Here is a 14,668-nt window from a genome sequence, read left to right on the forward strand (position 1 = left end):
TTGACTGTGCAAGAGCTGCTTGAGTCTGTAAAGCTACTGTCCACCAAAGAGCGCCAGGCCCTGGCAGCCTTGCTCAAGCAACAGGGGGTGAACCTGTATGGCGTCACCCCGATCTTCAAGCGTGAGCCTGAAGCGTCGCCGCCCCTCTCCTATGCCCAGCAGCGGCAATGGTTTCTCTGGCAACTGGAGCCTGCCGCATCGATCTATAACCTACCAGCGGCCTTGCGTCTGCAAGGTCATCTGGATGTCGAGGCGTTGCAGCGCAGTTTCGATGCGCTGATTGCCCGCCACGAAACCCTGCGCACCACCTTCAGCGAAGAAGGGCAGGGCGCCGTACAGGTCATTCACCCCGAACACACTCTGGCGCTGGATATCCAGACGCTGCAATGCGCCGACGAAACCAAGGTGCGTGAGCAGGTGGAAGCCGAGGCACGCCGCCCGTTCGATCTGCAGCAGGGGCCATTGCTGCGGGGCAAGTTGCTGCGCCTGGGCCAGAACGAGCATGTGCTGGTCGTGACCATGCATCACATCGTGTCCGATGGCTGGTCGATGCCGCTGATGATCGATGAGTTGATGCAGCTGTATGCGGGTTACAGCCAAGGCCAGGAGGTGCAGCTGCCGACGCTGCCGGTCCAGTATGCCGACTATGCGATCTGGCAACGCCAGTGGATGGAAGCGGGCGAACAGGAACGGCAACTGGCGTACTGGAAGGCACAGCTTGGCGATGAGCAGCCAGTGCTCGAATTACCGACCGATCGCCCCCGTGCTGTGTCCAGTAGCCACCGAGGCGCCCGGCATGAGGTTCGGCTGCCCGAGGCCCTGGTGCATTCGCTCAGGCAGTTGGCCCAGCGTCAGGGCGCAACACTGTTCATGTTGCTGTTGGCCAGTTTCCAGACCCTGCTGCACCGCTATTCCGGGCAGTCGGACATCCGTGTCGGGGTCCCGGTTGCCAACCGCAACCGGGTGGAAACCGAACGGCTGATCGGCTTTTTCGTCAATACCCAGGTATTGCGCGCCGAGTTCGATCTGCAGATGACCTTCAGTGACCTGCTGGCGCAGGTCAAACAGCGTGCGCTGGGCGCGCAGAGCCACCAGGACCTGCCATTCGAGCAGTTGGTGGATGCCCTTCAGCCCGAACGGAGCCTGAGCCACAGCCCATTGTTCCAGGTGATGTACAACCACCAGATGCAGGCCAAGGGCAAGCAGCGCAGCGTGCCGGGGCTGCAGGTGGAGGGGTTGACCTGGGACCACGACACGGCCAAGTTCGACCTGACCCTGGACACCTTTGAATACGAGCACAGCCTCGGCGCTGCCCTGAGTTACGCAACCGACCTGTTCGATGCCGCGACCATCGAACAGATGGCACAACACTGGGTGAACCTGCTGGAGGCGATCGTGCGCCAGCCCGGGCAGCGCGTAGTCGATCTGCCGCTGGTCAGCCTGGCGCAGCAGGATCAGACCGTGCAGGCCTGGAACCCGGCCTTGACGCATTTCCCAGGCGAGCAGCCCCTTCATCAACTGATCGAGGCCCAGGTCCAAGCCGCTCCGAATGCGGTGGCGCTGGTCTGCCGCGAGCAGACCCTGAGTTACGCCGAGCTCAACCGACGGGCAAACCAGTTGGCGCACAAACTGCTGGAGCTGGGTGCCGGGCCGGATGTGCTGGTTGGCCTGGCCGTTGAGCGCAGCCTTGAGATGGTCATCGGCCTGCTGGGCATTCTCAAGGCGGGCGCTGCCTACGTGCCACTCGACCCGGAGTATCCACAGGACCGCCTCAGCTACCTGTTCGAGGACAGCGGCATACGCCTGTTGCTGACCCAGCAGCACCTGCGTGACGCGCTACCCGTACCGGCAGGCGTGCAGACACTGATGCTGGACGGCGATACCGAGTTGGCCGGCTACAGCGAAGCCAACCCTGCCTGCCAGGTGAGCGCGGACAACCTGGCTTATGTGATCTATACCTCGGGCTCTACCGGCAAGCCCAAAGGGACGCTGCTGCCGCATCGGAACGTGGTGCGCCTGTTTGCAGCTACCCGCCACTGGTTCCATTTCGACGCCAGTGACGTATGGACGGTGTTCCACTCCTACGCCTTCGACTTCTCGGTATGGGAGCTGTATGGCGCGTTGCTGTATGGCGGCCGAGCGGTCATCGTGCCCAAGGATGTGGCACGTTCCAGCGAAGACTTCCATGCCTTGCTGGTACGTGAGCAGGTTACCGTACTCAATCAGACGCCATCAGCCTTCAAGCCGCTTGTCCCGGTAGCCTGCGAGGCGGCGAAGGCCGGCCAGGGCCTGAACCTGCGATACGTGGTGTTTGGCGGCGAAGCCCTGGAGGTGAGCAGCCTCAAGCCTTGGTTCGACGTGTTTGGTGACCGCACGCCGCGCTTGATCAACATGTACGGCATTACCGAAACAACCGTGCACGTGACCTACCGGCCGATCACCCTCGAAGACTTGCAAAAGGGTGCCAGCAGCCCGATCGGCGAGGTGATTCCCGACCTGTCGTGGTACCTGCTCGATGCGGCATTGAACCCGATCATGCCGGGCTGCACAGGTGAAATGCTGATTGGCCAGGCGGGCCTGGCGCGGGGTTATCACGGTCGCCCCGGGTTGACCGCCGAGCGCTTCGTGCCAAACCCCTTCGATGACAACGGTGGCCGCCTGTACCGTTCGGGCGACCTGGCCCGTTACCGTACCGACGGGGTCATCGAATACATCGGGCGTATCGACCATCAGGTGAAGATTCGCGGTTTCCGTATTGAACTGGGTGAGGTCGAAGCACGCTTGCTCGAACAACCTGCGGTGCGCCAGGTAGCGGTGCTGGCGGTGGATGGCGCCAGTGGCAAGCAACTGGTGGGCTACGTGGTACCCGTCGACGCTGGCTTGCTGCAGGGGGCTGAACAGCAGGCCGTGTTGCGTGACAGCCTGCGCGCCGAACTGAAGGCCAGCCTGCCTGAGCACATGGTACCTGCGCATCTGCTGTTCCTGGAGCAGCTACCACTGACCGGTAACGGCAAGCTCGACCGCAAGGCCTTGCCGGCGCCGGATGCCAGCTTGCTGCAGGGTGAATATGTTGCGCCGCAAACCGAGCTGGAGCAGCAGATCGCGGCGATCTGGGCCGATGTGCTGAAGTTGGAGAAGGTTGGCCTTGCCGATAACTTCTTCGAGTTGGGCGGCGACTCGATCATGTCGCTGCAGGTGGTCAGCCGTGCTCGTCAGCTGGACATCCAGTTCACCCCCAAGGAGCTGTTCCAGCACCAGACTGTGCAGGGGCTGGCGGCGATTGCCCGGCAAAACACCGGTACTGCAATCGATCAAGGGCGGGTGGAAGGCAGCATGCCGCTGACTCCGATCCAGCACTGGTTCTTCGCATCGGACATCGTCGAGCGGCATCACTGGAACCAGTCGGTGATGCTGCGCGCCAGCGAGGTACTGGATGAACAACACCTGCAAGCGGCGTTGCAATCGCTGGTCGAACACCACGATGCACTGCGCCTGCAGTTCGTCCAGGAGCATGGCCGTTGGCAGGCCAGCTTCGGCGGTGCCGGGCAGGCTCTGTTGTGGCGTCGAGAGGTGGCAGATGCTGGGGCGCTGACATCGTTGGCCAACGAGGCCCAGTGCAGCCTGAACCTGGAGCACGGCCCGTTGCTGCGTGCCGTTCTGGCCGACTTGCCGGACGGCAGCCAACGCCTGTTGCTGGTCATCCATCACCTGGTTGTGGACGGCGTGTCCTGGCGGGTGCTGCTGGAAGATCTGCAGCTGGCCTACCAGGCGTTGCGCAGAGGCGAGCTGGTGCAATTGCAGGCCAAGACAACGTCATTCAAAGCCTGGGCCGAGCAGTTACGGGGCCATGCGACTAGCGCAGCGCTGCAAGCGGAGCTCGGCTATTGGCAGGCGCAACTGCACGGCGCCAGCGATGTCCTGCCGTGCGACCGCCCACAAGGCAGCAACCTGGGGCGGCATGCCACCTCGGTCAGTACCCGCCTTGACCGCGAGCTGACCCGGAAACTGCTGCAGGACGCACCGGCAGCCTACCGCACACAGGTCAACGATCTGTTGCTGACAGCACTCGCCCGGGTGATCAGCCGTTGGACGGGTAACGCCGATGTGCTCGTGCGCCTGGAGGGCCATGGGCGTGAAGACCTGTTCGAGGGGGTCGACTTGAGCCGCACCGTGGGTTGGTTCACCAGCATGTATCCGGTCAGGCTCAGCCCGCAGGCCGGAATGGCCGATTCGCTCAAAGCCATCAAGGAGCAGTTGCGCGCGGTGCCCAACAAAGGGCTTGGGTATGGTCTGCTGCGCTACCAGGGCGACGCCGAGGCGCAGGCGACCCTGGCGGCCTTGCCGCGTGGCGAGATCGTGTTCAACTATCTCGGCCAGTTTGACGCCAGCTTCGACGAGCAAGCGGGGTTGTTCGAGCCAGCCAAGGAGTACCCTGGCTCCACCTGTGACGAAGATGCGCCGCTGGGCAGCCTGTTGGCACTGAACGGGCAGGTGTATGGAGGTGAACTGAAACTGGGCTGGAGCTTCAGCCGCGAAGTGTTCGACGAGGCTACTGTCCAGCACCTGGCCGACGATTATGCGCAAGAGCTGGCGCTGCTTATCGCCCATTGCAGCCAGCCGCAGCACCGTGGCTTCACGCCCTCGGACTTCCCGCTGGCCTTCCTGACGCAGGCGCAGCTGGACAACCTGCCCGTGCAGGTCGAGCAGGTCGCCGATCTCTATCCGTTGTCGCCGATGCAGCAGGGCATGCTGTTCCATACCCTGTACGAACAGCAGTCCGGTGACTACATCAACCAGATGCGCGTGGATGTCCAGGGGCTGGACGTGGAGCGCTTCCGCCAGGCCTGGCAGGCGGCGGTGAATAACCACGCTATCCTGCGCAGCAGTTTTATCTGGCAGGGTGAGTTGGAGCAGGCCGTGCAGGTGGTGCACAAGGAAGTTGTGCAGGCGCTGGTCGAGCACGACTGGCGCGGCCAGCCGGCATTGGAACAGGCACTGCAAACCTTGGCCGAGGGTGACCGCCAAGCTGGTTTCGCGCTAGACCGGGCACCACTGCAACGGCTGACGCTGGTGCGCACGGCGGCTGACTGCCACCATTTGATCTACACCAACCATCACATCCTGATGGATGGCTGGAGCACTTCACGCCTGCTGGGAGAGGTGCTGCAGCGTTATGCCGGGCGGCAGGTCACGGCACAGACGGCGCCATATCGCGACTATATCGCTTGGCTGCAGCGCCAGGACGCAGCGGCAGCCGAAGCGTTCTGGAAGGCTCGGTTGGCGCCGCTGGGGGAGCCGACCCGGCTGTCCCAGGCGGTGCGCCGAGGCGCTCCACCGCAGCAAGGCCAGGGTGAGCACTATCAACTGTTCGATCGCGAGATAACCCTGCGAATCGAAGGCTTCGCGCGTGCCAACCGGGTTACCGTCAATACCCTGGTGCAGTCTGCCTGGTTGCTGTTGTTGCAACGCTACACCGGGCAGCCTGCCGTATGCTTTGGTGCCACCGTGGCGGGGCGCCCTGCGGACCTGCCGGGGGTGGAGGAGCAGATCGGCCTGTTCATCAATACCTTGCCGGTCATCGGTGCGCCGCGCAGCGAGCAGACCGTGGCCGAATGGGTTGCCCAGGTGCAGGCCTGCAACCTGGCCATGCGCGAGTTCGAGCATACTCCGTTGAACGAGGTGCAGCGCTGGGCCGGCCTGGGCGGCGAATCGCTGTTCGACAGCCTGCTGGTGTTCGAGAACTACCCGGTTTCGCAGGCTCTGCAAGAGGGTGCACCAGAGGGGCTGCGCTTCGGTCCGGTGGCCAACCTGGAGCAGACCAACTACCCCCTGACCCTGGCCGCCACATTGGGTGAGACCCTGTCCATCCAGTACAGCCACAACCGCGCCAACTGGGACGATGTGGCTATCCAGCGCTTGGCCGAGCATTTCGGCAATCTGTTGCGGGCACTGGTCGATGATGCTACGACGGCTATTGGTGAGCTGTCGTTGCTGGGTGGGGCCGAGCGCCAACGGGTGCTGCATGACTGGAACCCTAGCGCGGCAATTACCCCGTCCGGCATGTGTGCTCACCAGTTGTTCGAGGCGCAAGCCCGTGAGCGACCCGATGCGTTGGCGCTGGTGTTCGGTGAGGAGCAATTGACCTACCGCGAGCTGGACCTGCGCACCAATCGCCTTGCGCACTTGCTGGTTGCGCACGGTGTTACTGCCAACAGCCTGGTGGGCGTTGCTGCCGAACGCGGCCTGGCACTGGCCGTGGCGTTGGTTGCCATCCACAAGGCCGGCGCGGCTTACGTGCCACTGGACCCGGACTACCCACAGGACCGCCTGGCCTACCTGATCCAGGACAGCGGCATTGGCGCGCTGCTGGGCGACGCTGAGGCCATGGCGCGCATGCCGGTGCCTGCAGGCCTGCCATGCATCGACCTGCAGCCGGGTGAGCAGTGGCTGCAAGCTTTTAGTGAGCAGTCGCTGCCCTGTGAGGTTTCGCTCGACAGCCTGGCCTATGTTATCTACACCTCAGGTTCCACCGGCATGCCGAAGGGCGTGGCCATTGCTCACCAAACGCTGTCGGTGTTTTGTGACGTCGCCAGTGTCTACTCGCAGTTGACCCCGCAAGACCGGGTACTGCAGTTCGCCACATTCAGTTTCGACGGGTTCATCGAGCAGTTCTTCCCACCGTTGTCGCGTGGTGCGTGCGTGGTGATGCGCGACCAGCAGCTGTGGGACACCGACACCTTCAGCGAGCAGGTCATTCGCCATGGCGTCACCGTGGCTGACCTGCCAGCGGCCTACTGGCGTTTGCTGGCGCTGGATCGCCGCGCTGCGCACACCTATGGCCGTTTGAAACAGATCCACGTCGGCGGTGAGGCCGTGGCCCTGGACGGGCTGCAGGCATGGCTGGAGGATGGGCCGGTGCAGGTACGCTTGCTCAATACCTACGGCCCCACTGAAGCTACCGTGGTCGCTACCACCTATGATTGCTCGCGTCTGGCACAGGTGCCCGGCGCGCAGAACGGCGTGCCGATCGGTCGTGCGCTGGCCGGGCGCGTCATGCGTGCCCTGGATGATGGCCTGTCGCCTACGCCAATCGGTGTGTCGGGTGAACTGTACATCGGTGGTGACGGCTGCCTGGCTCGTGGCTACCACCAGCGGCCGTCGCTGACCGCCGAGCGCTTCATTCCGGACCCGCTGGCTGAAAAACCGGGCGCGCGCCTGTACCGTACCGGTGACCTGGGATACTTCGACGAGCAGGGTGAGCTCGCCTACCGTGGCCGGGCCGATCATCAGGTGAAGGTACGTGGCTTTCGCATCGAGCTGGGCGAGATCGAGCAACACTTGCAAGCGCATCCACAGGTCCGCCAGGCAGCGGTTATCGCCGCCGACCATGCAGGCGTCAAGCAGCTGTGCGGATATGTGGTGCCTGTTGACCAAACCGTTGAAAGTGCGGATTTGTGCGCGGCGCTGAAGCAGGCACTGAAGGCCAGCCTGCCGGACTACATGGTGCCGACCTACCTGATGCTGCTCGAGCGTATGCCCATGACCCCGAGTGGCAAGCTTGACCGCAAGCAGCTCCCGGGTATCGATCAGGCGCAGGCGCACAGTGAGCATGTGGCACCGCGTAATGCGCTTGAGCGGCAACTGGCGGATATCTGGGCTGGCGTGCTGAAAGTGGCGCAAGTCGGGATTACCGACAACTTCTTCGAGCTAGGTGGCGATTCGATCATTTCGATTCAGCTGGTCAGCCGCGCGCGCCAGGCGGGTATCCGCTTTACGCCCAAGCAACTGTTCCAGCACCAGACGGTGGAACTGCTGGCTGGCGTTGCAGAAGTTGGCGTGCAAGTTAGCGATGATCAGGTCACAGGCAGCCAACCGGTATCCTTGGCTGGCCTGACCCAGGCGCAGCTGGATCGGCTGCCGGTACCCGTGGAGCAGATTGACGATATCTACCCTCTGTCACCGATGCAGCAAGGCATGCTGTTCTATAGCGCCCAGGGTGGGGACGCGGCGCTCTACCTCAACCAGACGTCGGTAGCGGTTGACGGCCTGGATATCGAGCGTTTTGCAGAGGCCTGGAAACAGGTGGTGGCGCGGCATGACATCCTGCGCACCGGGTTCTGGTCCGACGCGCAACTGACACAACCGATGCAAATCGTTCATCGCCATGCCGAACTGTCGATCCGGGTGCTTGACTGGCGTGACCGTGAGGTCGAGGCCGCGGCTTTGCAGGCCTTGGTCGACAGCGACGCCGAGCAGGCCTTCGACATGTCGCAGGCCCCGTTGATGCGGATAACGCTGGTGCGTCTGGATGGCCAGCGCATGCAACTGATCTGGACCCGTCATCACATCCTGATGGATGGCTGGAGCAACTCGCGCCTGCTGGGTGAAGTGTTCCAGGCCTATCATGGACAGGCGCTGGACACGCTTGTACCGCGCTTTGGCGACTACATCCGCTGGCTCGAGGCACAACCTCAGGCCGAGCTCGAGGCGTTCTGGACGCGCAAGCTTGCCGCGCTGGAAAGCCCAACTCTGCTGGAACAGGCGTTGCTGCCACGGCCGGATGCCAACCTGTCAGGGCATGCAGCGCTCTACCTGCATTGGGATGCCCAGCGTACCCAGCGCCTGCGTGCTCTGGCTCAGCGCCTGCGGGTAACACCCAATACCTTGGTGCAGGCCGCCTGGTTGCTGCTGTTGCAGCGCTACAGCGGGCAACAGGCTGTCTGTTTCGGCGCTACCGTGGCCGGCCGGCCGGCGAACCTGCCGGGTGTGGACAACATGCTCGGCTTGTTCATCAATACGCTCCCCGTCGTGCAGGCGCCTGCCGCACATTGGCGCGTCAGCGACTGGCTGCGGCAACTGCAGGACTACAACCTTGAGTTGCGTGACCACGAACATGCGGCGTTGTCGAATGTTCAGCGCTGGGCCGGGCGCCCGGGGCAACCGTTGTTCGATAGCATCATCGTGTTCGAGAACTACCCGCTGGACGATCGTCTGCACGACAGCAGCGATAACGCCTTGCAGTTTGGCGCCGTGACCGAGCGAGGTGTGACCAACTATGCAATGGACCTTGCCGTACACCTGACCGATGTTCTCTCGGTGGAGTTCATGTACCTGCGTGGCAGCTTCAGTGAGGCCGCTACCGCGGTTATCCGTGGCAGCTTCGAGCGCCTGCTCGAAGGTATGCTGGACAACCCGAATGCCGCCCTGGGCAGCCTGCAAATGCTGACATCAGGGCAAGTGCAGCAGGCCAACGAGCGCAACCTGATGGTGCCAGGCACAGCGGATGTGCCGGGTTTGGCCCAGCGTATCGCCGAGCACGCTCGACTGCAGCCTGATGCCCCGGCAGTGGTCTGCGCTGGTCAGCAGTTGAGCTATGCGCAGCTTGACCAGCGTGCCAACCGCCTGGCGCACCACCTGCTTGCCCTGGGTGCCAGGCCGGAAACCACGGTTGGTATTGCCCTGGAACGCTCGGTAGAGGTGATTGTCGCCTTCCTCGCGGTGATGAAGACCGGTGCTGCCTACGTACCGCTGGACATCGATTATCCTCAGGAGCGTTTGCAGTGGATCGTCGAAGACTCGGCCATGCACTTGCTGCTGACCAACAGTGCCTTGCGCGAGCGTTTCACCGAGGTGGAACAGTGCGTCGAGCTTGACCGCCTGGAGCTGGCAGGCCTGCCTGCCAGTGTGCCGCACGTGCCGGTGCTGGACGACAACCTGGCCTATCTGATCTACACCTCTGGCTCGACAGGCAAGCCCAAGGGGGTAGCAGTCAGCCACGGGCAGATCCGTATGCATTGCCAGGCCATTGTTCAGCTTTATGAGATGGACGAAAGCACACGTGAGCTACTGTTCATGTCGTTCGCTTTCGATGGTGCCCAGGAGCGCTGGCTGTCGACGCTGTCGTCAGGTGGCTGCCTGGTGGTCCGTGGCAATCGCTTGTGGACTGCGGAGGAAACCTGGCAAGTCCTCCATGAGCAGCGCATCGATATCGCCTGCTTCCCGCCGGCCTATCTGCAACAGTTGGCCGAGTTCGGCGAGAGCCAGCAACAGGCTGCGCCGCCTGTGCGCATTTACTGCTTTGGTGGCGATGCGGTGCCCGATGCCCTGTTCGAACTGGTCAAGCGTTCGCTACGGCCGCAATACCTGACCAACGGCTACGGGCCTACCGAGACGGTGGTCACGCCGTTGCTGTGGAAGGTATCGGCCATGCAGTCCTGCCAGGCAGTGTATGCGCCGATCGGTGATCGGGTCGGCCTGCGTACCCTGCATGTGCTCGATCAAGACCTCAATCCACTGCCTGATGGCGTGGCGGGTGAGTTGTACATCGGTGGAGAAGGGCTTGCGCGGGGCTATCACCAGCGTGCGGCGCTTACCGCCGAGCGCTTTGTCGCCGACCCGTTCGCCGACGGTGCGCGCCTTTACCGTACCGGCGACCGCGTACGCCGCCGTGCCGATGGCACCGTCGACTTCATCGGCCGACTCGACAACCAGTTGAAGATTCGCGGGTTTCGCATCGAGCCAGGCGAGATCGAAGCACGCCTGCGCAACCTGGCTGGGGTGCGCGATGCAGTGGTAGTGGCGCGTGAAGGTGCCACCGGCAAGCAACTGGTTGGATATGTGGTCAGCAGTAGTGTGGTCACCACGCCGGCACAATTGCGCGAAGCCCTGCGTGCGGAGCTGCCGGATTACATGGTGCCAGCGCAACTGGTGCTGCTTGATGCGATGCCCCTGACACCCAACGGCAAGATCGACCGCAATGCGCTGCCGGCACCTGATTTTGTAGGGCAGCGCCTGCGTCTTGCGCCGCGCAATGAGGTTGAGCAGGCCTTGGCGCAAATCTGGCAAGAGGTGCTGAGTATTGAGGAAGTCGGTATGGACGACAATTTCTTCGAGCTGGGTGGCGATTCGCTACGGGTGCTGAAAATGCTTTCCAAAGTGCGTGGGCACAGCGGCTTGCAGTTGGACCTGAAGTTGCGTGACGTAATGGCCAGATCGACCATTGGTGAGCTGTCGGGCTACTCGGCTACTGAAGCCAGCCTGGACCCGGTGCTATTGCTCAACACCCGTATCGCCAGTGGCACGCCGCTGTTCTGCCTGCATGCAGGCTTCGGCACGGTGTTCGACTACGAGCCTCTGGCGCGTCGCCTGGAAGGTGTGTGCAGTGTCTATGGCGTGCAGTGCCGCATGCTGCTGGACCGCACGTGGCAGGACGAGTCGCTGCAGGCGATGGCTATCGACTATGCGCAGTACATCCGCCAGAAGCAGCCTGAAGGGCCGTATCGGCTGGTTGGCTGGTCGCTGGGTGGCACCTTGGCGGTGCTGGTAACCCAGGAGCTGGAGCGACAGGGGCAGGCAGTGGCATTGCTTGGTTTGGTGGACAGCTTTGTGCCAAATGCGTCACATGCTGAGGTGGTCGAGGACTGGAAGGACGATTTGCAGGGTTTCCTCAGCGTGTTGCTGGGCGTACCCAAGCAACAGCTGGCAGTGCCCGCCGTGGCCGTGGGTACTGATGTTCAGTCGCTGCAGGGCGTTATTGGGCAGATACGCGCCGCGCAGGCCGGCCAGTCACGTTATGCCGATATCGACAGTGCCGAATTGGCCCACACATTTGTGGTGGCGATGCGCTTGAAAGCCTTGTCGGCGAACCTGACCAGCCTGCCGCGGACCCGGGCATTGGCAACCTGCTGGTGGGCTGGCCAGGATAGCGACCCGGCCTGGACTTTCGAAACAGAGGGGAACCATGCGGTCGAGGCGGGGCACTATGACATTCTCAGGCAGCCTGAAGTGATCGAAGGCTTGGCCATGCACTGGACGATGGAGGACGCCATGGCTGATTGAAGGACGCTGACGGGCTGACCTGATGTCATCACCCATCGCCCCGCACTGGCAGCCCGGAAGCTGCTGATGCGGGGCGATGTCGTTTACTCACAGGGTTGACGTAGCCTTGCACCCCTCGGGGCTGCGCTTTCACGGACGGGAATGACTTGCAAGGGCGGCACGCAATGTGTGGTAGCAAGGGGAGAGGAAACAGCAGAGGGCGCAGGGAGGGCGAAGCGGGGTAAGTGTGGCCAGACCCGGTGTATGTCCCGGGTCTGGCCTGTGCGGCTTAGAAGTCGTAGCGCAGAGTCACCGTGGCGTTGCGCGGCGCACCGTAGTGGCCGTAACTGCCTGCCATGCCTGCGTAGTACTTCTTGTCGAAGAGGTTGTTGACGTTCAGCGTGGCCGCCAGGTTCTGGTTGATACGGTACCGAGCCATCAGGCTGGCGACGTAGTAGTCATCCTGGGTGACGTGGCCGTTGTAGCGCGGATACTGCAGTGTGGACTTGGAGTTCCAGTTCACGCCACCGCCCAAGGTCAGCTTGTCCCAATCGCCTGGCAGGCGGTAGGTGTTCCAGAAGCGGAATGTGTCCATCGGCAGTTGGGTGGTCTGGCGAACGCCATCTGCGTCCTCGGTACGGGAATGACTGTAGCCGGTATAGACGTTCCAGCCAGGCAGTACTTCGCCCGAGAGTTCCAGGTCCACGCCTTTGGTCTCTGCACCGTCAATCGCTTTGAAGGCATTGCCGCCGGTCGGCGACTTTTCGGTGGTCTCCTCGGCGAAGTTGTCCCTTTGTACCAAGTAGACGGCAACGTTGGCGTTGACACGGCCATCCAGGAATTCACCCTTCCAACCCATTTCGTAGTTCTTGCCGACCTCCGGGTCAAGAGGTTTGCCGCTGGCGTCGATATTGCTCTGTGGTTTGAAGATATCGGTATAGCTGACGTACACCGATTGCTCTTCTGTCAGGTCGTAGACGAGACCGGCATACGGCGTCACTACTCCATGCTCTTTCTGGGTATCAGGCGTGATTGGTTTACCGATGATGCCCAGGCTGTAGTCGAAGCGGTAGTCGGAAGCACGCGCACCCAGAATCAGGTGCAGGTCGTCAGTGAAGTTGAACCGTCCGGCGACGTAGTAGCCGCTCTGGCGGTTGAAGATATCGAATTTGATGCTTGGCGAAAGCTCGTCTTTGCCTGGCTTGGGCGTCACGTTTTCCCAAGTGAAGTAATTGATTTTCTGGTCAGGGCCGGCGTATTCGCGATGCTTGTTCTCATACTCCAGGTAGTTGTAGCCGAAAATGAGTTCATGAGATTGTCCAAACAACTGGAAAGGCCCTTGGAGGGAAACGTCAGCAGCTTTCTGGTATTGGTCCGCCGATGCAACGCCAGCGTTGATGGTCGTCGAGCCATCAGGTTCCAGGTACGACCTGTTGGTTCTGGTAGAAATATAGGAAGAGAACGTGTCGCGATCGACGTCCATGTACAGAGTGGAAACTTTCAGTTGCCAATCGTTGGCCAGTTGCTGCTCAAGCGTCAGTGTATAGTTGGTGGTTTCGTAGTCATCGTAACCCCAGCGAGCATCGGAACTTTTCGACCGGGAAAAGTTGGTGGGCTGGCCGTTGGTGAAAATCAGCGGAACGCCTGAGGCACCATTGACCTTGTAGGTCTGTCGGTCGATACCGAAACGAACCAGGGTGGTGTCGGTAAGGTCCGCTTCCAGTACGCCGTACAGGATGCTCCGGTCCTGGGTGTACCAGTCCATGAAGGTGTGGTTGTTCTGCTGTGCGGCGACAAAGCGTCCGCGTACGTTGCCTTCTTCGGTCAGTGGGCCGGAAACGTCCGCTTCTGCGCGGTAGTAATCCCAGGAACCAGCGCCGCCCTGGATATAGGACTTGAACTCCCGCGTCGGGCGTTTGCGGATCAGGTTGACCACGGCACTGGGGTCGCCGGCACCGGTCATCAGGCCCGTTGCACCGCGGACGATCTCCACCCGGTCATACAGGGCCACATCCAGCAAGGTGCTGGGCATGTTACGGGTCTGGTTATCCTGAAACGTGGTGACGCCATCGAACTGGTAAGTGTTGATTGCGCTGCCGCGAGAATAGATGTTGAAGCGCTCGCCCCCATCCTGGGACATGGTAATGCCAGGGGTCTCTCTCAGCACGTCGGTCATGCTGCTCAGGTGCTGGTCATCCATGCGTTGGCGGGTCACCACCGTGATGGTTTGCGGCGTCTCACGGATCGACAGGTTCATCTTGGTGGCGGTGTTGGTCACACCGGTGGTGTAGGAACCCGTGCCTTCGGTAGTGGCACCAAGCCCCACGCTATTGACGTTGGTTGCCGAAAGCTCGACCTGGCCGTCCTGTGCCGCCGAACCGGCTGTCACTGTCACGGTGTTGCCATCGATCTGGTAACGCAGCCCGGTGCCTTGCAGTAATGTCTGCAGCGAAGACTGCAGGTCATGCCGGCCCTTGAGGGCCGTGGAACGTAACCCGCTGATGTCCTCCGGGCTATACAGCAACTGGGTATCGGTCTGTCTGGCCAGTGCCTGCAACGCCGAGTTCATCGACTGCGCGGGAATATCCAGGGTCCACTCCTGCGCCTGCACCTGGGCGACCATTGCAGCGGATATCGCCAGGCCCACACCGATGCGTGTGAACGCGCGTTGGGGACGAAGGGAATGACGGATCAGTAATGCTTTGGCAAGCGGGTTGAGCGAGCCGGGGAGGGACTTGGACATCTATTGCGGTCTCGTTGGCAGAGGTTTTTTTTCTATGTCAGCTATAGGACGCAGCACCTGTGAAAAACCGGAACGATTCTTATTGACGATTTTTTTAACCGATGCTGC

At 62.0% G+C, this 14,668-nt stretch carries 2 protein-coding genes; one reads left to right on the top strand and one right to left on the bottom strand.

The features are described 5' to 3' along the window. The first annotated feature begins 6 nt into the window (after nt 1–6). Entirely contained in the window at nt 7–11,838 is an 11,832-nt protein-coding gene (locus tag J5M71_RS06285; protein ID WP_207830849.1) for a non-ribosomal peptide synthetase, read from the top strand. A gap of 268 nt (nt 11,839–12,106) precedes the next feature. Here J5M71_RS06285 and J5M71_RS06290 read toward each other — a convergent pair whose 3' ends face one another. Further along, complete coding sequence (locus tag J5M71_RS06290; RefSeq protein WP_207830851.1) at nt 12,107–14,560, bottom strand: TonB-dependent siderophore receptor; 2,454 nt, start codon at nt 14,558–14,560, stop codon at nt 12,107–12,109. Nucleotides 14,561–14,668 lie beyond the last annotated feature (108 nt).

Source organism: Pseudomonas sp. 43(2021), assembly GCF_017490805.1.
Taxonomy (GTDB): Bacteria; Pseudomonadota; Gammaproteobacteria; order Pseudomonadales; family Pseudomonadaceae; genus Aquipseudomonas.

Bases quoted from the DNA above. Each gene is read 5' to 3' on its own strand.
- J5M71_RS06290 (WP_207830851.1), bottom strand. From the start codon at position 14,560: ATGTCCAAGTCCCTCCCCGGCTCGCTCAACCCGCTTGCCAAAGCATTA.